A 23160-nucleotide genomic window follows, 5' to 3' on the forward strand; every position below is an offset into this window, starting at 1 on the left:
CTACCCCTTATCCAATGTTTGTAACAGTCGTGACTTAGTTACCACGCCAAAGTAATTACCTTGCTCATCCACAACAGGCACTGAGTAAGGCACACCACCAACTAGGCCAAGCACATCATTGATTGGTAAATCAGGGTTCAGCGTTAATCCATCATCGAGCTGCGCGCTGACGAGTGATTTGTTCTCTTTGTGAGCTTTACGAAGCGAGTCAATAGAGACAATGCCAGAGTAACGGCTGCTCTTCTCAACTACGATTCCGTATTCGCGGTCGTTATCCATTAAAATTTGCAGAGCGGACGCCGGGCCATCGTGTTCTGACTTTTTAAATACCGCGGCTGGCTTCTTACGCGCAATGTCTTTCACAGTAAGCACGCTTGCCACGTTCACACCGCGGAAGAAAGCTTCGACATAATCGTTGGCTGGGTTATTAAGAATATCGTCTGGAGTACCTACTTGAACCACTTCGCCATTTTGCATAATCGCTATTCGGTCACCGATACGCATCGCTTCATCCAAATCATGCGAGATAAAAACAATGGTTCGTTTATCGTCATTTTGAAGGCGAATAAGCTCATCTTGCATTTCTGTACGAATCAAAGGATCGAGCGCCGAGAACGCTTCATCCATCAACAAAATATCTGGGTCACATGCTAGTGCACGAGCCAAACCAACACGCTGCTTCATACCACCAGATAGTTCATCTGGGTAAGATTCTGAATATGCGCCAAGACCTACACGTTCTAGCGCTTCAAGTGCTGACTGCTTTCGTTGTTCAACTTCAATACCCGCAAGCTCTAGACCAAACGCAGCATTCTCTATAACCGTCATATGCGGCATCAAAGCGAAATTTTGGAAAACCATCGAGATGTTGTTGCGGCGAACTTCGCGGAGTTCATCTTCTGAGATGTGGGCAATGTCTTTGCCTCGAAGAAGCACATTGCCTTTGGTAGGTTCGATCAAGCGGTTAAGAAGGCGTACTAGGGTTGATTTGCCAGATCCTGACAGTCCCATTATGACGAAAATCTCGCCTTCTTGAATACTAAGAGAAACATCGTTAACGCCGATCGTTAGACCTGTTTCTTCGAAAACTTTGTCTTTGTCCGCACCTTGATTAATCATCGTAAAAGCGCGGTCGGTGTCTTCACCAAACACCTTGTACAGTCCCTTAACTTCCAGTATGGGATCCATGTAGTCTAATCCTTTCTTAGTTATCTAAACTTATAGTTACTTAAGCTTAAAAACTGTTATTTAAACTTAAAAACGGTTATTTAAATTTAAATAATTACTTATTTAAACTCAAAAAACAATTAGCACTCTAAGTAAATAATCAATGTAAATCAAGGGGGCTCGTACTGTAACTCACCCACAAAACCACCAACCCCCCAGAGAAATTAATGATTAAAAACAAAGCAGAAAACACCCAACACACTGAAAACAAAAGACATTAAAACAACAAGACCGCTTGCAACATTATGTATTGCTTACTGATAGATTATTGAATATTTATTTTACATTTGAGCAATTAATACGCGAAACAGACCAAGAATAGGACCAAATAGTTCGTGTACAAATAATTCGAATACAAACTATTTATTAAGATTTAATGACGTTTTAGATGCAAGCATCCAACCTGTTGTAAAGATCAAATACACCACTCGTATTTAGCCTAAAAACCAAAGGGGAATCGACTAAAACCAACGAGACAAAATCGAGTTTTTCAACCCAGAATTTCAAAACATCACACCAACTGTGATACTTGCTGCAAACTGTTCAATATCGATTATCTAAGCCACAAGACAACTTGTAGAGTGCTCACTGCTGAGCCATTCTTTATAAAAGAAATAGACATTTTCCCGCGATGAATGAGAGAAAAAGACAAGGAATTCGAATGATAAAAATGCTGGTGTGTGACTTTGACGGGACGCTGGATGGAGGATCTTCTCATGGTGTTAATCAGTTATTTGACTACCTAACCGAGCAACCTGATATCCGTTTTATCATTGCGACAGGAAGAACTCTGCCGTCAATTCGAGTTGGGTTGGCGTCTGATAACTACCCTAAACCACACAGCATTATCAGCGATGTTGGCACTAGAATTCATCACGTTCATTCCCAAAAACCCGATCATGTTTGGCACAACCGATTAGAAGCATCGTGGAACAAATCCAAGGTCGAGACAGCACTCGCACCACTCGACTTTATGGGCGAACGCTTTGAAAATCATCAAGGTGATTACAAGATTACTTTTGAAGGGAAGCTGTCTGAACCTCAACATGAGTTGATCGAATCAAGTTTGGAGTCGCACGGGTTGGATGTGCATCTCACCTACTCCCACGACTGGTATTTGGACATCACACCAAAGGGGGTCAATAAGGCTACTGCGATTCATCATCTACTCAAGCAACATGATTTGAGCGTAGAGGAAGTGTGTGTCGCGGGCGACTCTGCGAACGACACATCCATGCTAACGATAGAGGGTGTAAATTCGATCTTAGTCGCTAACCATTATCCAGAGGTGGCTCATCTGTCCGATAGAGACAATGTATACACCAGCACCGCAACACACGCTGCGGGTGTGTTAGAGGGGCTCAAGTACTGGCAAATGAGAGCGTCGAATATCCGATAAACGCCAGTTCGCCATTAACACCAGATTCGAATCAAACAGGCTTCCGGCCCTACTTCCAGCCTGGAAGCCAATTTTGATTGTCAGTAAGCTCTCGCCAATTGATGTCTTCTTCTCGTTTGGTCATTACCGCCTCTATCATGCAGCGCACGACCTCCCCTTCATCAAATTCGACTTCTGTGACCATAAAGTGCTTTTCTTTCTTCACAGGACTAACGGCTGTCCATTTGCTGCGAAATAACTTCTTTGGGTTGATCCGATTCATGGGATTCTCTCTTGCTTTGATGTCGTTGATTATTATCAGGTGTCTACTCGACACACAGTAATAGTCTTTCCATCGCAAAAAAGATCATAAAAAAAGCCAGCGGTTAGGCTGGCTTCGTTCAATTAGCTATTTCTCGTTAAAGATTAGCCATTTTTAGGTGGATCAAATGCTGTCAGTTCTAATACTGGGCCTGTGTATTTTTCAATTTTCACAAGTGCAGAGTTCGCTGCACAACCATTTGCCAAACGAGAGGTCGGAATATCCAACGTAAGTACGTTACAGCCGCCGTTTTTACATAGGCCTGTATCTTTATCTAAATCTGGCCAACCGCCTTCATGGATACATACAGAGCCTTGTTTGATGCCATCAGTCACTAGTGCGCCAACCAATACTTGGCCGCGACCATTGTGTGCACGAACCAAATCACCCGTTTTAATGCCACGCACTTTTGCGTCTTCAGGGTGGATTGAAATCGGCTCGCGGTCTGCGATCGCGTACTCTTCACGAATCTTCGCGTAGTTGAACTGACTATGTAGACGGTGCGCCGCGTGCGCTGTCATCAATTGCAGTTCGCCATCTTTAGCATTGCCGGTGTACTCTGTTGGCTCCATCCAAGTTGGATGTGGAGGACAATCATCAAGCTTGTAACCTTCAATCGTTTTCGAGAATATTTCAATCTTACCACTTGGTGTACCTAGTGGATTCATGATTGGATTCTCTCGGAAGTCAGCGTAACGAACAAACTGTGCGTTCTTCTCGTTCCACTTCATCTCAATGAGTTGGTTATCATCCCAGAACTTGCTGAAGTTAGGCATTACGATGCGCTGACCACGACCGCCTTGCTGTGCTGTTTTGTAGAAACCGTATAGCCATTCCATTTCGGTCTTGCCTTCGGTGTACACATCACGGCCGCCCGGAGCAAGCAACTCAGACATGTCCGCAAACACATCGAAGTCATTACGCGCTTCACCTTGAGGCTCAACGACTTTCTTCATTGGCACTAGGTGCTGGTTACTGTAGTCACCTGTCATCGTCATATCATTACGTTCAAACGATGTAGTAATTGGCAACACAATATCCGCGTGTTTAGCTGCTGCTGTCCAGTAAGGTTCTGAGATAACAATCAGCTCAGGTTTTTGCCACGCTTTGATCAAGCGGTTGGTATCTTGGTGGTGAGTAAAGTTTGCACCGCCTGCCCACCAGATCATTTTGATCTCTGGGAACGTTAGGTTGTGGCCATTGTGATGGTAGCTTGAACCCGGATTTTCTAGCGCTTCAACAATACGCGCGACAGGGAATGCATTCACAGATCCTGAAACTGCCCAGTCGTTACCCGCCGATGAACCACCGCCAAGCGACGCTGAAATAGCAGGAAGTACACCAGCATCACGAGCAGGGTTACCACCGTTTGAGTAGTGGTAAGAAAGACCGAAACCACCACCAGGTAAACCAACTTGACCTAGCATTGTCGCTAGCGTAACCAACATCCAGTGGCGTTGTTCACCGTATTGTTGACGCTGCATACCCCAGCCAGACATCAGCATAGTACGGTTCTTACTGAAGATATTAGCAAGTAGTTCAAGCTGCTTCACTGGCACACCACAGATCTCAGACGCCCACTCAGCAGATTTTTCAACGCCGTCTTCTTTACCCATTAGGTAAGCTTCGAATACGTCATAACCTGTTGTGTATTTGCCCAAGAATTCTTTGTCGTGTTTACCCTGCTTCACTAATGTGTGCGCAATACCCATCATCATGGCTACGTCAGTCATTGGGTGCGGAGCAATCCACTCAGCGTTATCGCCAAAGAACTCGATAGTTTCGGAGCGCATTGGATCAATCGCGATCACTGTCTTGCCCGATTTCTTCAACTGGTGAAAGAATTCAAGACCTGCACAGTCTGTTGAGCTCCAAGCGATCTTCAAAGTATTGATTGGGTTTAGACCCCAAAGTACCACCACATCACTGTGCTCAAGGATTACCGGGTAAGTCGTTTGTTGCTCGTATACTTCAATCGAACCGACCACGTGCGGCATGATGACCTGCGCAGCACCTGTTGAGTAATCGCCTAAGTGACCAGAGTAACCACCAGCCATGCTCATGTAACGTTGTAGAAGTGTTTGCGCTTTATGTAACACACCACTTGAACGCCAACCGTAAGAACCTGCAAATACCGATTCTGCTCCGTGCTCTTTACGAATACGTGAGTGTTGTTGGTGAATCAGTTTGTACACTTCATCCCAAGATATACGAACAAACTCATCGCTACCACGTATACCTTCAGGTGCCGATGGGTTGGCCAAGTAGCCTTTACGAACCATAGGGTATTTAACACGCGCTTTAGTGTGTACTTGGTCAGGGCCTGTAGTTTGTAGGCTGTTTGGAACGGTTTGTGCCAGTGCATTCGTGGTTGACACTAACTTGCCATCTTTCACTTCACACAGCATTGGTCCCATACGGCCTGATGTTAGAACACCAGAACCGCGCTTGTCAGAAGCCATTGCGCTCATCGGCGTCAAGGATGTGAATGCCAACGCACCAGCAGTGATACCTGTGCCTTTCATAAATCCACGACGGGTCATATTAGTCATAATTTTATCCTTCTAATTCTCTTTAGTGACCAACAACGTCTTTCGCGTGGTTTTGGAAGTACTTAGTCAGCAGCTCAAGGTTTTGCTCAGAAATGTCGGTACGGTCGCCCATACTTTTCGCAACAGGTCCCCAAGCATTCACGGTGAAGTGGTTTGAAGGAATCTTCGCGTGACACGTTGCACAATAAACATTGTCCAACTCTTCTGCGTAAGACCAGATTGGGTCTAGGCTATCGACAACTGGATCAGTAATGTCACCCGTTAACGCAACAGAACGCCACTCGTTACCGTAAGCATCGGCTTCGTATTCACCGGTAGTCAGTGCTTCTTGACCTTTGTCTGTCAGTGTCGCAACGATTGCACGTTGACCTTCTCCGAAGTAAAGCACTTGCTCTGCGCCTTTCATTTGGAACGCATTCAGAGTCACCGTACGGTTGTCGCCTTCAGCTTTAACCACTTCAAGTTCGGCCGTTGGGTTTACGCTACCGAATTCGCCCATTGCGATGTCGGTTACTGGGTAAACCACTTTCGCATCCGCTGGCGTGTTTTTGGTAAAGGCAATCAGGGTATCGAACGCTTTGCTGTCTAGCTGAGCTTCAGGAGCAAAGTGCGCGACGCCTTTGTGACAGTCGATACACGTTTGGTTGTTCTCTTGGCCATAAGCGTGCATTTTCGCCGCATCACGAGATTGCTCGAACTCTTCCATTGCATCGAATTCGTGACAAGAGCGACACGTCGCTGAGTCATTCTCACGGAATTGAGCCCATACTGTTTCAGCCATCTCTTCACGATGTGCTTCGTATTTCTCAGGAGTGTCGATCTTACCTGAGATGAATTCGTGGTAGATGTCTTTAGACGCTCTTACTTTGGTGATCACATAGTCAATCGGATCCGTTGGGATGTGGCAATCGGCACATTCAGCTCGAATGCCTTTTGCGTTACTGAAGTGAACTGAACCTTGGTATTCTTTGTGAGGTGCTTCCATCGTGTGGCAAGAAACACAAAACTCAGTGCTCGATGTATAGTGCATAACGGCTGCAGTTCCCCCTAAGGTTAACCAGCCAATGCCTATACCAACCGCCGCTATTAGTGCGATATAACGTTTTTTTATTGTCATAATTCTTAATCATCTTCAACAATTGGTTACAATTGAGATCAGAATAGTACTTTAGGGGTAGATCTGTTTGATTTGGATCATCAATCGCAACCTGAGGAACAAAAAATGAACCTTTCTGAGAGCTTGATGTCACTTTTAAAAATTAGCGCCCCAACAACCCAATTACCATGCAAATACAAGGCTCACGTTAGATTTCAATAACTGATTAATCCAACAATAAAGACACTAAACTCGCTCCCAAATCAAAGAAGTAAATTGTAAATCTAATACAATGTCGGCTAACTCTTTTCATAAACTCTTCACTCCATGAACCAAACAGAATTCCAGCAAAAAATAGCGAGCTTCACCTCCATCGAACAAGCGCTTGATTACTTTGAAATTGGGTTTGATAGCAAGTTCATCGAGCAAAACAGAATCGAACTCGTTAAGCGATTTAATGGTTATCTGATTCTTGCGAAACCTGATGATTGGTTTTCTGGACGAAGAGCGCTAAAAAACGCTTATTGCAAGGTGCAACGTAGCAAGTTAGATCGCCACACACGTTCTGCCTGTCGTGGGTGTACCACTTGCCAGCGCCGATAGTTGGAAAGTGCAGCCCAAAATAGAGAACTAGAAAATAGATAGTTGAAATAACATCTCATTACGATTCAGTTAGTGGTTTGCTCGAAAAAAAGTGTGCTAGTCTTACGGCAACTCAACTACGAGATAAAAACTACAATGAAAATTTTCAGCAATTTCGAAAGCGGCAACATTCACGTCGTTTCTGCAGATTCACCACAAAACATTCAACTGACTATCCCAGCAGACAACCAGACTGAAATCTCTCAGTGGTTCCATTTCCGTTTAGAAAGTGAAACTCAACAAGCTCACCACTTTGAAATCGGTCAACTGGCAACATCGGCTTACCCTGAGGGCTGGAAGGACTACGATGTGGTTGCATCATATGACCGCGAAGAGTGGTTTCGTATCCCATCTCAGTTCGATGGCGATACATTAAGCTTCGACATCATTCCAGAGCACGATTCAATGTACTTCGCGTACTTTGCACCGTACTCATACGATCGTCACCAAGATCTTCTGCACAGCGCGCAAACGCACCCAGCTTGTAAGCTTGAAACTTTGGGCCACACGCTAGACAACAATGACATCACTTTGCTAACCATTGGTGAGCCAAGTGAAGAGAAGAAAAACATTTGGGTTATTGGTCGTCAACACCCTGGCGAGACAATGGCTGAATGGTTGATTGAAGGCCTGCTTCAGCGCCTACTTGACGAAACAGACACGGTAGGTCGCTCTCTTCTAGACAGCGTAGTATTCCGCGTTGTTCCTAACATGAACCCAGATGGCAGCATCCGCGGTCACCTTCGTACTAATGCGATTGGCGTTAACCTGAACCGCGAATGGCAATCACCTTCTATGGAACGTAGCCCAGAAGTATTCCTTGTTCGCGAGCGCATGCTAGAAACGGGCGTAGACCTGTGTCTAGACATTCATGGCGACGAAGCGATTCCATATAACTTTGTAGCAGGTAGCGAAGGCACGCCTTCATATAACGAGCGCATTTCTAAACTAGAGAATCACTTCAAGCAAGCACTACTCACGATTACACCAGAGTTCCAAGATGAGTTTGGTTACGACAAAGACGAGCCAGGAAAAGCGAACATGACAGTTGGCACAAACTGGATTGGTGAGCAGTTCAAGTGTTTGGCTTACACAGTCGAGATGCCATTTAAAGATCATATCAGCCACGCTGACGAACTGTACGGTTGGTCGCCAGAGCGCAGTGTTGCGTTTGGTCACGACATGCTAGCGGCAGTTTGGGCAACAGTAGACGAGCTATAAAGCTAACTACGCGCTCTAGCCTTGCCAATATCGCCTAGGTCCATAAGAGCCAAGGCTGCTAGGTATTGACCATCAAAACTAAGCCTATAGATAGAACAAAGCCCAGCACTTGCTAAAGTGCTGGGCTTTTTAATGTTTGCTTATGATTAACGATTAATTGAACCACCTAGCTTTAGACGCCGTTATGCGATTCTCAGGCTTGCAAAAAAGACTGGGTACTTCTTTCGAATGTGCCTTTGCTCAGACACCATATCCTTAAAACTTGGGCCTTGTGATAACTTAACAATCACTTCATCGCCTTCTTGGCGTAACACGGCACCACTAATAGTGACACTGTTGTTTCCGTGCAGCCTCAAAGTACCTGCCATAGAGAAGCCACGATATACCGGGATGATATTACGCATCATAAGGCGAACACCCTTTTCAGAAACCTCACTGACGTGAAAAAGCTCATCCTTAATTCGCATCACCGGACGTGCCTTGTGTGGGTACTTCAAACGGTAATATTTGCGCTTCTGAATGAATGACTTTTCACTCATCTGTGACTCCCTGTCTCTGTTTATTCGCAGTAGCAAACTGGCCGTTCATTTCAACTATTCGTAACTATCGAACAGCCGAATAGCCTTCCGCCCCAGTTTGTAACTCAACTTAGATATTCACCAAACTAATAACTGACTATTATATCGACATTATGCGTTATTGCTTTAGGCATTTGTGTAGAGAGTCACGGATTCCCTATGATTCACTAAAAAGTGAGATATGAGTCGTATCATCTCAGCCTCAATACCTCATAAAAGATCATAAAACCTAAAGCTGAAATAAAGCCAGCTGAATACTGAACCCAACAAATAGCACGCCACATACAATATTCATCATCTGCGAGGTGCGCTTTTGAACCAACAAGCGTTTGAAGGTATCTGCCATTAAAATCACAACCAAGAACCACATTGAAACAACCATTGCCTGAATCCCGCCAAGAATCAGGCTGTCGGAGACAATTGCATCTGTAGTCACAAATTGAGGGAAGATCGATAGATAAAACAGGACGATTTTCGGGTTAAGCAGATTCGTAAGTAGCCCTTTAAAAAACTGGCTATAGAGTTTGCTCCCGGATGCACTCACGACAGAAAGCACGCCCTCTTGAGCACGCAGTGCCGCACGAAAATGGTTGTAACCTAACCAGATAAGATACAACACACCCGCCCACTTCAGCCCCTCAAATGCCATTGGCGTTTTCGACAATAACAGGCTGATACCATTTGCAGAGATAAAAGCGTGGAAAAAGAAACCACATGACACGCCCAACACATTCACAAATGCGAACAACTTCCTTTGAGTCAACGCAGTGCTTAGTACAAGCAAGGCATTGGGTCCTGGAATAATGGCAATAAAAAAGACAATAACAATGAACAGCCAGATACTATCCCAACTCATTTTGTTCTCATACAGTGAAGGTTTTTAGGGCAGACATTGTACGTCCAATTGATACCATTACAATATGCTCAACGCTTAATTAACTAGTATGACTAGCGTGCTAAGTTAGCGCATATAATAATTACGTTTATCGTGAAGCAAACAAAACTGATTCTCTAACATTTCTAGCCCTGTTAGACTTCATCTCCCTTTCGATACTTGGTTCATTTATGTCATTTGATAACCTAAGCCTTAAAGTAAAAACCGTTGCTGCTATCCCATCTCAATTCGATAAGCCGACTGAGATACAACAAGCGGCCATTCCTAAGATTGTTTCCGGAAAAGATGTACTTGCATTAGCGCAAACAGGCAGCGGAAAAACATTGGCTTTTGGCTTACCTTTGCTAAACAACATCGACCAAGATTCGAATAAACTGCAAGCACTGATCATCGTTCCAACGCGCGAGCTAGCATCTCAAGTGACTGAGTCTTTACAACCGATCGCAACCGCCCTGTGTATCAAAACAGTAACGCTCACGGGCGGTGTGAATACAGATGAACAACAGCAGCAATTATCAACCACACCTCAGCTCGCTATCGTTACACCAGGGCGCCTGCTTGCACTCATTAAAAGTGGCGAGTTGGAGTTAACTCAATGCACATCAATGGTTTTAGATGAAGCTGACCGATTGATCGACATGGGCTTTTGGCCAGATATTCAAGCGATCACCGCAGCTCTGCCGACTAAACGCCAATCACTGTTATTCTCAGCGACACTTCCTCCAGAGTTGATTAATCAGGCTGAAACGCTTTTATCAAACCCAGAGAAGATCACAACGCATCAAGAAAACAGCGTTGTCGAAACGATTGAAGAAACACTGTATCTAGTAAACAAAGGCAGTAAAGCTCAGGCATTAATCGCACTGCTCAATCAGAACCCATGGCCACAAGTATTGGTGTTTATGGGCGCGAAAGACAATGCAGACGCATTAACCAAACGGTTAAACAAAGCCAAAATCAGCGTGAGTGCATTACATGGTAACAAGAGCCAAGAAGAGCGCGCGCAGGCGTTAGACAGCTTCAAAAATGGTGATACCCGTGTGCTTATCGCGACCGATGTTATGGCTCGTGGCATCCATATTGATCAGCTACCTATTGTCATTAACTTTGAGTTACCGCCTCATGCAGCGACTTATGTACACCGCGTTGGAAGAACGGCGAGAGCAGGAAGTACTGGTTGTGCAATCTCGCTGGTCAGCCACAGTGAAACTGACTACCTCACTGCCATTCGCACTTTAACCAACAAAACACTGCCGCTACAGTCATTGGAAGGCTTCCCAGTCACAGACAAACCAGCATCAGAATCAACGGCTCGTAAGCGCCCACCGAAAGACAAAATGGCAAACCGCAGAACGGCGAAAAAGAAGAGCGTCAAACAGTTTAAGAGCAAACCGAATAGCTCTAGATCCAACAGCGCTAAGCCAACGAGATCAAAGTAGAGCGATAGCAACGAGTCAACCTCAGTGCTCAAACTTAGAGGCTGTCATTTCAATTAAATTCAGCCCAGAATTTTCTGGGCTTTTTTGCGCTTCAAATAGCCGCTTCCTAGACCTAAATATGACAATAATGCTGCTCGTTAGATGACATTTTTATGAATTACGAAGGCAAGGTATTGATTCTTGGTCGCTCAAAAAAAATACTTTCTGAACACGTTGACGCCCCTATATCTGGCAACTAGATTTTTCTATTAGTGTCTAAAACCAGGAGGTCATTGAAATGAAACGTGCTAGCTCTACATATCGATTACAACTGATAAAGGAAGTGGCAACTCGCCGAGATCGTCAACGTTCCAATGACCCGATGGCAAACTACATTCAAACCCTAATCGATAACAAAGAAGATTGTGATACGTCGGTTGAACGCAACCAAAGATTCAGTGGTAATCATTTTGACGAACACATTGGTGGCTGGGTTAGCGATCATTGGGGTAGTAAATAAAACCAAGAAAAACCCACCAGCTTTGCTGCTGTAGAATTAATCTCCGCATTAACCTATCATCTGCAACCACTTCCAATCATTGAGTAAGCAGAAAGTGTCTGAGTTAAAAAGAGAAAAAGAAGTGATGGTTGCCTTCCAAGTGATCCCTCGCGTTAAAGAAGGCAACAACTTCGAAGTGGTTGATAAAGCTATTGAAGTTGTGAAAGCTGCCGATGTGCCTTCCCAAGTCGGTGCGATGGAAACCACGATGAAAGGTGAACTTAACCAATTACTCGATATCGTAAAAAAAGCAGAACAAGCTTGCTACGATGCAGGGGCTGTAGAAGTTATCACAAACATTAAGATCCACAGTAAAACCACCGAGGCCGATGATACATTTTGCACTTACCATCGGGGTGTGACGAAAGCAAATCATATGTTTGTCTGAGAAAGTGCCATTAAAGCAAGGCTCTGAAGAACCCGTGGTGTTATTGAAAAGGCATGTCTGAAAGGTGAGAAAGGATTTCCATTCGCTCTTCTTCTGACATCGAGTGCCAATCTCGTGGGCTCTCTTCAGGGGCATCTTTCGCCCCAATCGGTTTTCGGTCCAGTGCTTTGACGGGCTCTGTTTTGAGTTTTACGTTCTTTTTATTCATACCGACACCACTCCTCTGGTACAAAGGTACCTATCTTAATATTACACCCCAACCATTATGTAAAGTAATAGTTACTTCGGAGTTAAATAAAATCTTAATACATCCTCTTTAGCCAAAAAGATCTCTTTGGGGACTTGTATTTCCCTCTTCGTCGACCTGTTTACCAACCAAGTTTTTTTGCTTCATTATTTTTCGTCTATAGCGCTGACGACACAGCTTTATCACGTGCAATTGCTCTGCGGGAGTCATCGACATCCAATTAAAGCGCTCTTCTCTTTTGCGCATACAACCATTGCAATAGCCTTTGTCATCACTTGAGCAAACCCCAACGCAAGGGCTTGGAACTTGGAAAAACTCTAACTGCTCCACCATGCCTCCTTACACATTCAAAATTACGCTTACTATCTCAAAAATAAGCGATTAAGTTGTCGCCACGCCTACGAAATCCATACTAAACTATGACCTTATACTGACACATATAGTGTTTTGTAAACTATACTTTCAACCCATCAAGTTACACTTATTCGGTAACTTCGTTCTTTCCTTTGGAGCCTTATAATATGAAGTTTAGTTCAAAAAAATTACTAGCAGTAGCCGCTTTACCTATGATGTTAGCAGCATGCACAACAACAGGTGACAACGCGATGCAAGTAACACCAACCGATCTACAGCACCATAATTGGGAACTTGCGCAAATTGATGGCAAGGACATTGTGAAAAGCGAAGACCAAGCAGCTCCTCGTCTAGAGATCGGTGAAAAGATGACTGCAAACGGCATGGCTGGTTGTAACAACTTCTTTGGTCAAGGCGAGTTGAAAGACGGTCAATTCCGTATCAAGCAAATGGGCATGACAATGAAAATGTGTCATGGCTCTGCGATGGAAATCGAACAATCGGTTTCTGCCACTCTAAGTGAGTGGAGTGACGTAACGCTAACAAACGATACGCTAGTACTGAAAAACGATGTACACACGCTTACGTACACAATTCGTGACTGGGTAAACTAATCCGTCATCGAAACCAAATACTGATTAAAGGAGCCCGATGGCTCCTTTTTTATTGTCAGCTTGCCCTCACTACTTCTTCAAAATTGACGCTCATCGCCGATTTTTCGTACCAACCTCCAACAAACCTCAAAAATCGCTCATTTAGATGCAATAAATTCAACGGTTCAGCGGTCTGTTGCTAGGATGGCAAAAGCCTAGAGTCTGTTGAGTTTCATAGATAACTACACATTGAACAAAACTCAACTGAGAACTCCCTAGGTCTTCTCAAGTAATTGATTGAATTTACTGTTGAATTAGAATTTATTTGAGAAACAGATAGAATAACTATTATGCCGTGTTGATCTTTCGTTAGCCACGAAAGGTCGACATGGCCAAGGGAGTTCGAAAACACAATGCTCTTGCCCGTTCACTACCAAATGGAAAAGTTTATGAACAAGATAGTAAGTACGTTAGGAATCATGGCAACCGTTGCCTACAGCGCAACCATTTATGCTGATGAAGCAACATCCACCGATAGCTGGAATCAAATAGAACAGCAGGCAGAAGGACAAACTGTCTACTTTCACGCTTGGGGCGGAAGCCAAGAGATCAACCGTTACCTACAATGGGCAGGCAAGAAGTTACAAAGTGACTATGGCGTAACGTTAAAACATGTAAAAGTCACAGATATCGCTGAAACAGCAACTCGCCTACTTGCGGAGAAAGCCGCAGGTAAGAATAGCGAAGGCAGTGTCGATATCGTTTGGATCAACGGTGAGAACTTCCGTTCAATGAAAGACAACAAACTGTTGTTTGGGCCATTTACAGAATCCCTTCCTAACTGGAAGTACGTCGATAAGTCTTTACCCATTGATGTCGACTTTTCTGAACCAACGGAAGGGCTAGAAGCACCTTGGGGCGTTGGGCAATTGGTGTTCATTCACGACCAAGAAACACTGCACAATCCGCCACAATCGTTTTCAGAGATGTTGAGCTACGCTCAGGCATTCCCTAACCGTTTAAGCTACCCTCGCCCACCAGAATTTCATGGTACTAGCTTTATTAAGTCTTTACTGATTGAGCTAACCAACAACAGCCTTGAACTCGCGAAGCCTGTTTCAGAAGAGAACTTCCAAGCGATCACTGCACCATTATGGGCTTACTTAGATAAATTCCACAAAGTTGCATGGCGCGGTGGTAAACAATTCCCTGCAGGCACATCAGAGAGCATTCAGCTTTTGGATGACGGACAACTCGACCTCGCAATTACATTCAATCCAAACTCTGTGTATTCAGCGCAATCAAGTGGTCGTTTAGCAGAAACAACCAAAGCTTATGCGTTGGAAAACGGTGCTTTATCTAATATCCACTTCCTTGCGATCCCTTGGAATGCCAATGCTACCGCAGGCGCACAAGTGACCATCAACTTCTTGTTAAGCCCAGAAGCACAATCGCGCAAAGGTGACCTCAATGTTTGGGGTGACCCTTCAGTATTGAGCAGCAAGTACCTAACAGGTAGCGCTAAGAATACTCAGCAATTTAAATCGATTGATGAACCACACCCAAGCTGGCAAAACGCACTCGAGAAAGAGTGGCTAAAACGATACGGTAACTAAGCTCGATGCTACGTGCTCTATATTTTGTCGTTATAGTGGTATGCATTATCCCAACAATTCCTGGGGTAGCGGGAGTAGTGGCTTCGTCACTCAGTTATATCCCGCCCTTAGGGTTGATGGAGCCCTCTCTCAACGGTTTTAGCCAAGTATTCCAATGGGAAGGCGCTTGGCACTCTATTGGTTTGAGTCTTGGTTCTGCGATTGCGAGCAGCTACATCGCATGCTTTCTTACCTTTTGTATTCTCCAAGCTTCGTGGAGAAACCGATTTTGGAGAAAGATCGAACTGACCCTTTCACCTATGCTGGCTATTCCCCATGTGGCTTTCGCCATTGGCTTTGCTTTTCTATTTAGCCCGACAGGTCTCGGAGCGAGAGCTGTGCATCATTTGCTTGGTGAATCCGCGACCAGTTCCGAGTTAGCGTTACTCGTAAAAGATCCGTATGCATTTGGCTTGATCATTATGTTGGCAATTAAAGAAGTGCCTTTCTTATTGCTCATGAGTATATCGATACTTCAGCAAATTGACGTTGAGCGTATTACTAAGGTGAGTGCTTCATTGGGTTATAGTCGCTCACAGATATGGTGGAAGTGCATTTTCCCACAATGGTTCACCAAGCTTCGCTTCCCAATGTTGGCGGTGCTCGCTTACAGCGTATCGGTTGTCGATATTGCGCTAATCATTGGCCCAACTAACCCGCCTACTTTTGCCGTTTTAGTATGGCAATGGTTTAACGATCCCGATCTTAACCTACTGCCGAGAGCAGCGGCTGGCGCTATTGTTCTGTTTGGCTTAGCGTCCTTGATCATCGCCTTAGCCCGCTTCATTGAATGGGCTGTATTGAAGTTCTTTAGAGCTTGGCAATATTCGGGGCGAACAGGCATTAAACTACCAGGAAAAACCGTATTCACAGCTTTGGCAACACTATCACTCGCAATCATTCCTTTGATGATGATTTGGAGCGTGGCTCAACGTTGGCGCTTCCCTGACTTACTTCCGAGTCGCTACAGCATGAGCTTTTGGGAATTTGAATGGGATGGCATCATGAGTACCGTTGGTCAAAGCTTATGGATTGGTCTAATCGCAGCTTCAGTTGCGCTGGTCCTTGCACTGATTGCTCATGAGTACCGAATCAAATACAAGTGGCAAGTGCCTGGTTTTGTTATCGCAATTCCGATGTTGATCCCACAGCTATCGGTATTATTTGGTATGCAAGTCACCACGCTGTATGTAGGAAGTAATGCCTATGAATTCTGGGTGATTTGGGCGCACGTATTCTTCGCCTTCCCATTTGTCTATTTATCTTTAGATGGACCATGGAAAAGCTTCAACGATGGACTTATTAAAGCATCACTCAGCTTGGGCAAATCGCCATTTCAAAGCTGGTACTCCATCAAGCTACCTATCTTATTACCTGCCATTGCCTTTGCGTGGGCCGTTGGTATCAGCGTGAGTTTGGCTCAATACTTACCAACACTGATACTAGGTGCAGGGCGTATTAGTACCATCACCACAGAATCTGTCGCCCTAACGAGCGGCTTCGACCGTAGAGTGACCGCCATTTATGCTATTTGGCAGGCCTTGTTGCCTCTGTTCTTTTTCTCTTTAGCGATATTAGTCAGCCGACTTCAACTCAGATATCGCCGTCTTACTTTCAAAGGTTTCTTAAGTAATGAGTCTGTACCTCAACGACCTCGCCATCCGTAAAACTGGTGGTGATTCGCTGTTTTCAGCGCTAAATGTAACATTAGAATCGGGCCAGATACTGGCATTGATGGGACCGAGCGGTTGCGGTAAATCCACCTTATTGGACGCCATCGCAGGCCACTTGAATGAAGAGTTTTCGTATTCTGGAAGTGTTGTTTTGAATGACATTCAACTGGACGATCTCCCATCACACCAACGTAAGGTCGGTATTCTTTTTCAAGATGATCTATTGTTCCCTCACTTAAAAGTATGGGAAAACTTGGCATTCTCACTACCTAATTCGGTTAAAGGCTCTGCTCGCCAACAGCAAGCCATGGCAGCGTTAAAAGACATTGAACTGACACACTTAGCAGAGTCTTTTCCCGATCAGATTTCTGGTGGCCAACGAGCGAGAATCAGTTTAACTCGTATGTTATTGGCGAAGCCTAAATTGGCTCTACTTGATGAACCATTCAGTAAGTTAGACCAAGAGCTCAGAGCACAATTTCGAGACTGGGTATTTGAGCAATTAACCAAAGCTAATATCCCAACCCTGATGGTGACGCACGACGAAGCAGATGTGCCTCAAGGGGCTCAAGTACTCTCTTGGCCATGGAGAAGCAACCATGCTGGATAAGTACTCAATAAAGGTCATCAAGTGGCCATTAAACCAGTCTGCAAAAGTACTGAATCGAGTCGGTATTACCGCTAATCAAATCACCCTATTCGGTTTTTTGGTCGGTTGTTTGGCGTTTCCGGCGTTAGCGTTTGAGCAATATGAGTGGGCGTTGGGCTTCATCATTTTCAACAGAGTTTGTGATGGGCTTGATGGCGCCTTGGCTCGAATCCAAGGTATCAGTGATGCGGGCGGTTTCCTCGACATCAGTTTAGATTTCCTTTTCTATTCACTGATCCCTTTTGGTTTCGTGATTGCCAATCCAGAACACAACGCCATTGCCGGCGCATTTTTGATCTTCTCTTTTATCGGTACAGGCAGTAGCTTTTTGGCGTTTGCGGTGATGGCGGGCAAACGAGGTATTGAGAATCCAGTGTACAAGCACAAGTCTCTCTACTACATGTCTGGCCTAACCGAAGGGACAGAGACCATCGCCTGTTTCATTGCCTTTTGTATTTGGCCACAACACTTTGCTGTTATCGCCTATACCTTTGGTGCAGCATGTTGGCTCACCACATTTATGCGTATCTATTTTGGGTTCCAAACTCTTAAGACTCAGCAAGAGAGTTAGCAATCTAACGACAAAAACAAGATGCAAAAACGCCGCTCAATATGAGCGGCGTTTTTCTAACTGATGTTTAGAATCAATTAAGCGTCAGTAGAAGCGCTAATCTTAAATCTCAGTACCTTAAGACTTGAATCAAGGTCGACATCCACAAACTCAGGTGGGTTGTCTAGGCGCTCAATGAACTCAACGTTTGGCGCTTCTTCTGCCATCGTCTCGATAAGGAAGTTAGGTGACACTGCAGGTGAGTTAACACATGCGATCACTTCACCGCCTTCCGTTAGAAGCTCCGGCAAACGGCGTAAGATCTTTTTATAGTCTTTAGTTAGGGCGAAGCTGCCTTTTTGGAACGAAGGTGGATCGATAATCACCAACTCATAAGGACCGCCCTTCTTGATTTTGCCCCACGACTTAAAGATATCGTAACCAAGGAAATTCACCGAGCGCATGTCATGCTCATTCAAACGGTGGTTATCACGGCCTTTGTTCAATGAGCCTCGTGACATATCAACGTTCAAACATTGACGAGCGCCACCCGCAATGGCAGCCACAGAGAAGCCACAAGTGTATGCGAACAAGTTAAGTACGTTCTTACCCTTGGCATTGTCTTGCACCCATTGACGACCGTTACGCATGTCTAGGAACAGACCAAAGTTCTGGTTACGACCAATGTCTAACTGATACTTGAGACCATGCTCAACAACTACTGGGGAGTCGTTAAGCTCACCCCATAATACTTCCGAAGGTGCGCCGTCAGCATAACGGTGTTGAAGCACGATGCTTGTGCCTTGCTTGGTTTGCCAGATATCTTTGCTGGTCAACGCTAACAAGCCATCTTTAAGCGAAGACAAAAACGCGTCATCAACCTCTTTAAACACATTCACCAATAATTGGCCATCGACCCAATCACATGTGATCTGTTCTAGGCCTGGCCAAAACTTACCACGACCATGAAAAATACGACGTAGCTCGTTAGGTACTTCGTTTAGCTGTTGTTCGATATGTTCAAAAAATACCGGTAAAGCAGATGCTTCCATTATTTCACTCACTTAGTATTTAGCTTTGGCCAACTTAATGACCAAGGTTCAAGCCAACCGTCCAAACCGTTAGATACGGTTTCTTGTTGCCACTTCTCGCCTAAAGAGTCTAGGCTCCTTGGGTCACAGACAAATTGGTAGGCTTGTGATTGATAGGTAAATCGAATCGCGAAGGCATGCAGATAACCTCTGTCAGCCTCACTCGATGGATTATAAATTGGGTCACCAACGATAGCTGAGCCTATCGACTTCATCGCCACGCGGATCTGGTGCGTGCGCCCAGTAAAGGGTTTACATAAAAGAAGTCGCTCACCAGGTTCAGCCGCTGCTGATAGAAATTGAGTTATCGCTGGGTTTTCTTTGGTTGTTAAGAGTTTCCAGCTAGAGCGTCGTGAACGCTCCATATCCCCAGAAATCAAACCCTGCTTTTTCTTCGGCTTCTTAGAGCCAATCGCCAAGTAGTACTTCTCCACTTCGCGCTTAGCAAATAGTTGCGAAAGCTCACTAGCCGCCGATGCACTCTTGGCTAATAACAGAATACCTGAAGTCATTTTATCGAGACGATGAACGAGATACAGCTTAGGCTCATTGATTGCCTTAGCGACTTCTTGAAGCAGCATGGTATCACCATCGTCTTTGTGGACGCTGATTCCAGGGTGCTTATTGATGAGTAAAAAATCAGAGTGATTGAGAAGAATATCGAACATGTAAAGGCTAGCTCCGTTATAGAAGGTGGAGTATACCGTGTCTGAATCCAGATTCCAGCCACGAAAAAGCCCAACTCACTCAATAAAGATTGAATCGCTGGGCTTGTTTCTCGTTGTCTGCATTCAAGGGTAGGTTTTACCCCCTATAAATAGAAACTAAGCGAGCTTGAACTTACCGACCAAGGCTTCTAGCTCCGCAACTTTACCGTTCAAACCTGAAGTGTTTTCTGAGCTACGCGTTGCCAGCTGCAAGGATTGCTCAGAGATATCGCTGATTGCCGTGATATCTGCAGCAATTTCTTTGGTCACAGCGGTCTGCTCTTCTGCTGCGGTCGCAATAGAGTTAACCATGCTTTGTACATTGCCTGCACCGCTTACAATCGCTTCTAGGGCAGAAACAGCACCAGAGCTTTGCTCAACACCAATCTCAACTAAGCGGCAGTTATCTTGGGTATAAGTCACCGCCTCTTGAGTGCCAGACTGAATCGACTGAATAATACCAGACACTTCTTGTGTCGCTTTGGTCGTTCTCTCCGCTAACGCGCGTACTTCATCGGCAACCACAGCAAAACCACGACCGAATTCGCCCGCACGTGCCGCCTCAATCGCCGCATTTAACGCTAACAGATTGGTTTGCTCAGCAATGTCTTCGATTACCTTAATTACACTACCAATCTGCTCACCATGTGAACCCAAAGTATTCATTTGCAGAGACATATCGCTCATTTGAGTCGACACCTGTTGAATACTCGCCACCATTTCGACAATCACGTTGCGGCCATCTTCTGCAGAGGTTTCAGAGCGGCGTGCTTCTTCATAAGTCGAAGTACCCTGCTGCGCCACTTCTGAAATGGTCAAGCTTAACTCTTCAGCAGCCGTTGCAATCAAGTTCGCTTTATCAGCTTGAGCAGAAGCGCCCGTTACAATGTCTTGGCTAATAGAAGATAGCTCACCAGTAACAGATTGAACTTCGTGCGTCACAGAAGAAATAGAACCTAATAAGTCCACTAACGACTTCTGCATCTGGTTAATCGAACTAGCAAGATCAGCTAGTTCATCACCAGACTCATCGGTAATGTCAGCTGCGGTTAAATCACCATTTGCCACGCGGCGTGCTACTTGTTCAACACGAGTCAGGCGATTAGTAATAGAACTCGACAACATATACGCAATCACACAACCGAAGACGATAGCAATCGCAGACAACACCATGATAGTGCGTTCAATAGTAGTAAACGTATCGGTGAGTATCAGTAGCGACTGCTCGGTATCCGCTCGCTCACTTGCAGATGCTTGATCCAGCAAGTTTTCAATGGGTATCAAGTTGGTCTCGTATAGAGAACGCAGCTGTTGAATGTTGGCTAGTAGCTCATACTGATCATTGATCTTAGGTACAAGCTTAGATTCAAACTCTTGGGTGAAGCGTCCCATTAACTCTTCAATACGCAGAATACGGCGATGATCTTCAGAGCCTCTGCTTTCCAAGCGTTTTGCCTGTTCAATAGCCTGAGCGAACTCACTCTTATTAGTGCGATAGTCATTCAGTGCGTTATCAACCAGTGTAATTGCACCCAGCGCATCTCGGTATACATCACCCGCTTCATCAATCAGCACAAGGTAGGTAACAGTACCCGGAACATCGTCCATTCTAATTTCATCTGCGCTTTTATGGGCATCAATGACTTCAAACCAGACGATGGTAACTAAGGTAACAAGCACCGCCAAAATTGAGCCAAACCCAGCATAAAGCTTTTTTCTTACAGATAATTTCACACAACACCTACCTAAATAAACGACAGCTTATACAGCCTTAACATTTAATATATCGTCTACCAGACGGATAACTTTAGTGAATACCAACGATTATTTTTTATCGATTATTAAGTTACAGGTACAAAAAAACGGGAGCCATTGGCTCCCGTTTTGTAACTTACTTTAGCTCGCGATTGTAGCTTCTTAAAACTATAGCTTCTTAGAGATAAGCGCAGAGCCAGCAATAATACCAATACCTAGTAGCATGATTGCACCTTTACCGCTGTCGAAGCCAGAAGAGATACCCATGAATGCAACGATTGCGATAGCTACTGGGATGATGTACTTAACTAGTGTGTACCATAGACCGAATAGTGGGAAAGATACTTCACCGTCGTTAGTGATTTCTTTCTCTAGGTCTGCTCGGTTTAGTCTCCAACCAGCGAAGATACATACCAACATACCGCCAACAGCTAGGAAGATCTTATCTGTCAGTAGGTCGAAGATATCAAATGCGCCCGTGTCGAATAGTGTTGGACCAACGCCACCTAGAGATAGAGAAGCGAAGATACATAGCGCAGCCATTACCACACTTGCAGACAGTACTGCTGTTACACGCTTCATGCCTTTCTCGTCGATTAGGTAAGAAACCACAACCTCAAGTAGAGAAACAGAAGATGTTAGAGCTGCAACACTTAGACCGATGAAGAACATAAGTGCGAATAGAAGACCAATTACGCCGCCCATTTCAGCAAATAGCTGAGGAACAACAACGAATACTAGACCAGGACCTGCTGCAGGCTCCATACCGAATGCGAACATTGCTGGGAACATTGCAACACCAGCTAGGATAGCAACACCTGTATCCATTGCTGTAACCATAGCGGTAGTTTGAACTAGGTTTTCTTTCTTCTTAAGGTAAGAACCATAAGTCAACATACAACCCATACCAAGAGATAGTGAGAAGAATGCTTGGCCAAGTGCAGCTAGAATTACGTTGCTGTCTACCTTAGAGAAATCAGGGCTGAATAGGAACTCAAGACCAGCCATAGAACCTGGAAGAGTCAGACCTTTGATCGATACCACGATAAGGATCAGGAATAGCAGTGGCATTAGAACCTTACCCGCTTTCTCGATACCGCCCGAGATACCTTTCATAACGATAACAACGTTAAGAAGTAGGTATAGCCCCATCCACATTAGTGGTTGAACTGGGTTAGAGATGAAACCACCGAAGCTGTCACCGATTGCTTCAGGTGCGTCTAGAAGACCACCAGCAATCTTACCGATGTATGCGATAGACCAGCCACCTACTACAGGGTAGAAACCCATGATAAGTAGACCACTCACTACGCCAATAACACCAGCGAACGTCCAACGACGGTCAGTTGATTTAAATGCACCTACTGCTGATTTTTGCGTATGACGGCCAATAGCAAATTCAGTCAGCATTACACTGAAACCGATGAAAATTACAAAAAACAGGTAAATTGCAACGAATGCACCACCGCCACTCTCGCCTGCTGTGTATGGGAATTTCCAAATGTTACCTAAGCCAACAGCAGAACCTGCTGCAGCCATTACGAATCCTAACTTCGAACCCCAGGTATCACGGGGTGTTGTGGTTGTATTACTAGTAGCCACGTTTACTC

General features: G+C 44.8%; 23 protein-coding genes. 11 read left to right on the forward strand and 12 right to left on the reverse strand.

Features of this window, described 5'->3' with window-relative positions; translation table 11 throughout:
* Window positions 1-1188: a glycine betaine/L-proline ABC transporter ATP-binding protein ProV gene (gene proV / locus F0228_RS16290; protein WP_061031718.1), complete on the reverse strand. Its 1188-nt coding sequence runs from the start codon at window positions 1186-1188 to the stop codon at window positions 1-3.
* A gap of 700 nt (window positions 1189-1888) precedes the next feature.
* Here proV and F0228_RS16295 point away from each other — a divergent pair.
* Window positions 1889-2626, forward strand: coding sequence for an HAD-IIB family hydrolase (locus F0228_RS16295; protein WP_061031719.1), 738 nt, complete (start codon window positions 1889-1891; stop codon window positions 2624-2626).
* Between the two features lie 49 nt (window positions 2627-2675).
* Here the strand turns inward: F0228_RS16295 and F0228_RS16300 are convergent, their stop codons facing one another.
* The 3 genes from F0228_RS16300 to F0228_RS16310 form a co-directional block, all read right to left on the reverse strand.
* Entirely contained in the window at window positions 2676-2888 is a 213-nt protein-coding gene (locus tag F0228_RS16300) for a TIGR02450 family Trp-rich protein (RefSeq protein ID WP_026084164.1), read from the reverse strand.
* Between the two features lie 143 nt (window positions 2889-3031).
* The gene (locus F0228_RS16305) at window positions 3032-5479 is read right to left on the reverse strand and encodes a molybdopterin guanine dinucleotide-containing S/N-oxide reductase (RefSeq protein ID WP_171730171.1); all 2448 of its coding nucleotides are present in this window, start codon (window positions 5477-5479) and stop codon (window positions 3032-3034) included.
* A gap of 22 nt (window positions 5480-5501) precedes the next feature.
* Window positions 5502-6596, reverse strand: a complete 1095-nt coding sequence (locus F0228_RS16310) for a NapC/NirT family cytochrome c (RefSeq protein WP_061031721.1) — start codon at window positions 6594-6596, stop codon at window positions 5502-5504.
* A gap of 306 nt (window positions 6597-6902) precedes the next feature.
* Here F0228_RS16310 and F0228_RS16315 point away from each other — a divergent pair, with 306 nt between their 5' ends.
* Window positions 6903-7178 carry a nitrogenase-stabilizing/protective protein NifW gene (locus tag F0228_RS16315; RefSeq protein WP_019824239.1) on the forward strand — a complete coding sequence of 92 codons (276 nt, stop codon included), beginning with the start codon at window positions 6903-6905 and terminating at the stop codon, window positions 7176-7178.
* Window positions 7179-7313: 135 nt separating this feature from the next.
* Entirely contained in the window at window positions 7314-8438 is a 1125-nt protein-coding gene (locus F0228_RS16320; protein WP_171762469.1) for a carboxypeptidase family protein, read from the forward strand.
* A 182-nt stretch (window positions 8439-8620) separates the two neighbouring features.
* Here the strand turns inward: F0228_RS16320 and F0228_RS16325 are convergent, their stop codons facing one another.
* Together F0228_RS16325 and F0228_RS16330 are read right to left on the reverse strand one after the other, a co-directional pair.
* Window positions 8621-8977 (reverse strand): hypothetical protein, encoded by a 357-nt coding sequence (locus F0228_RS16325; protein ID WP_061031723.1) that lies wholly within the window; start codon window positions 8975-8977, stop codon window positions 8621-8623.
* A gap of 268 nt (window positions 8978-9245) precedes the next feature.
* The gene (locus tag F0228_RS16330) at window positions 9246-9872 is read right to left on the reverse strand and encodes a LysE family translocator (RefSeq protein ID WP_171730169.1); all 627 of its coding nucleotides are present in this window, start codon (window positions 9870-9872) and stop codon (window positions 9246-9248) included.
* 209 nt (window positions 9873-10081) lie between these two features.
* Between F0228_RS16330 and F0228_RS16335 the strand changes: the two genes are divergently transcribed.
* From F0228_RS16335 to F0228_RS16345, 3 genes are all read left to right on the forward strand, one after another.
* Window positions 10082-11350 (forward strand): DEAD/DEAH box helicase, encoded by a 1269-nt coding sequence (locus tag F0228_RS16335; protein ID WP_061031725.1) that lies wholly within the window; start codon window positions 10082-10084, stop codon window positions 11348-11350.
* Window positions 11351-11627: 277 nt separating this feature from the next.
* Window positions 11628-11849, forward strand: a complete 222-nt coding sequence (locus F0228_RS16340; protein WP_008222442.1) for a hypothetical protein — start codon at window positions 11628-11630, stop codon at window positions 11847-11849.
* A 124-nt stretch (window positions 11850-11973) separates the two neighbouring features.
* Window positions 11974-12276, forward strand: a complete 303-nt coding sequence (locus F0228_RS16345; RefSeq protein ID WP_171730227.1) for a thiamine-binding protein — start codon at window positions 11974-11976, stop codon at window positions 12274-12276.
* A gap of 40 nt (window positions 12277-12316) precedes the next feature.
* Here F0228_RS16345 and F0228_RS16350 read toward each other — a convergent pair whose 3' ends face one another.
* Both F0228_RS16350 and F0228_RS16355 read right to left on the reverse strand, forming a co-directional pair.
* On the reverse strand, window positions 12317-12484 hold the full coding sequence (locus tag F0228_RS16350; protein ID WP_171730168.1) for a hypothetical protein: 168 nt from the start codon (window positions 12482-12484) through the stop codon (window positions 12317-12319).
* 108 nt (window positions 12485-12592) lie between these two features.
* Window positions 12593-12856, reverse strand: coding sequence for a DUF1289 domain-containing protein (locus F0228_RS16355; RefSeq protein WP_081090307.1), 264 nt, complete (start codon window positions 12854-12856; stop codon window positions 12593-12595).
* A 188-nt stretch (window positions 12857-13044) separates the two neighbouring features.
* On the opposite strand from F0228_RS16355, the gene F0228_RS16360 reads away from it, so the two are divergent.
* The 5 genes from F0228_RS16360 (at window position 13045) to F0228_RS16380 (ending at window position 18018) form a co-directional block, all read left to right on the forward strand.
* Window positions 13045-13491 (forward strand): META domain-containing protein, encoded by a 447-nt coding sequence (locus F0228_RS16360; protein ID WP_004734625.1) that lies wholly within the window; start codon window positions 13045-13047, stop codon window positions 13489-13491.
* Window positions 13492-13919: 428 nt separating this feature from the next.
* The gene (locus F0228_RS16365) at window positions 13920-15086 is read left to right on the forward strand and encodes an ABC transporter substrate-binding protein (protein WP_171762470.1); all 1167 of its coding nucleotides are present in this window, start codon (window positions 13920-13922) and stop codon (window positions 15084-15086) included.
* A 5-nt stretch (window positions 15087-15091) separates the two neighbouring features.
* Window positions 15092-16792, forward strand: a complete 1701-nt coding sequence (locus tag F0228_RS16370; RefSeq protein WP_171762471.1) for a thiamine ABC transporter permease — start codon at window positions 15092-15094, stop codon at window positions 16790-16792.
* Window positions 16758-17408, forward strand: coding sequence for an ATP-binding cassette domain-containing protein (locus tag F0228_RS16375; protein WP_171762472.1), 651 nt, complete (start codon window positions 16758-16760; stop codon window positions 17406-17408). The genes F0228_RS16370 and F0228_RS16375 overlap by 35 nt, the downstream gene beginning before the upstream one ends.
* Window positions 17398-18018 (forward strand): CDP-alcohol phosphatidyltransferase family protein, encoded by a 621-nt coding sequence (locus F0228_RS16380; RefSeq protein WP_105059288.1) that lies wholly within the window; start codon window positions 17398-17400, stop codon window positions 18016-18018. Before F0228_RS16375 ends, F0228_RS16380 begins: the two co-directional genes overlap by 11 nt.
* Before the next feature lie 77 nt (window positions 18019-18095).
* Here F0228_RS16380 and F0228_RS16385 read toward each other — a convergent pair whose 3' ends face one another.
* From F0228_RS16385 to F0228_RS16400, 4 genes are all read right to left on the reverse strand, one after another.
* Window positions 18096-19049 (reverse strand): class I SAM-dependent methyltransferase, encoded by a 954-nt coding sequence (locus tag F0228_RS16385; RefSeq protein ID WP_102425365.1) that lies wholly within the window; start codon window positions 19047-19049, stop codon window positions 18096-18098.
* An 8-nt stretch (window positions 19050-19057) separates the two neighbouring features.
* Window positions 19058-19756, reverse strand: coding sequence for a TIGR01621 family pseudouridine synthase (locus F0228_RS16390; RefSeq protein WP_171762473.1), 699 nt, complete (start codon window positions 19754-19756; stop codon window positions 19058-19060).
* Window positions 19757-19912: 156 nt separating this feature from the next.
* Complete coding sequence (locus tag F0228_RS16395) at window positions 19913-21529, reverse strand: methyl-accepting chemotaxis protein (RefSeq protein ID WP_116870297.1); 1617 nt, start codon at window positions 21527-21529, stop codon at window positions 19913-19915.
* Between the two features lie 189 nt (window positions 21530-21718).
* The gene (locus F0228_RS16400) at window positions 21719-23152 is read right to left on the reverse strand and encodes a sodium-dependent transporter (RefSeq protein WP_105059285.1); all 1434 of its coding nucleotides are present in this window, start codon (window positions 23150-23152) and stop codon (window positions 21719-21721) included.
* Window positions 23153-23160: the final 8 nt, after the last annotated feature.

This window comes from Vibrio sp. 99K-1 (assembly GCF_013114585.1).
GTDB classification, from domain to species: Bacteria; Pseudomonadota; Gammaproteobacteria; order Enterobacterales; family Vibrionaceae; genus Vibrio; species Vibrio chagasii_B.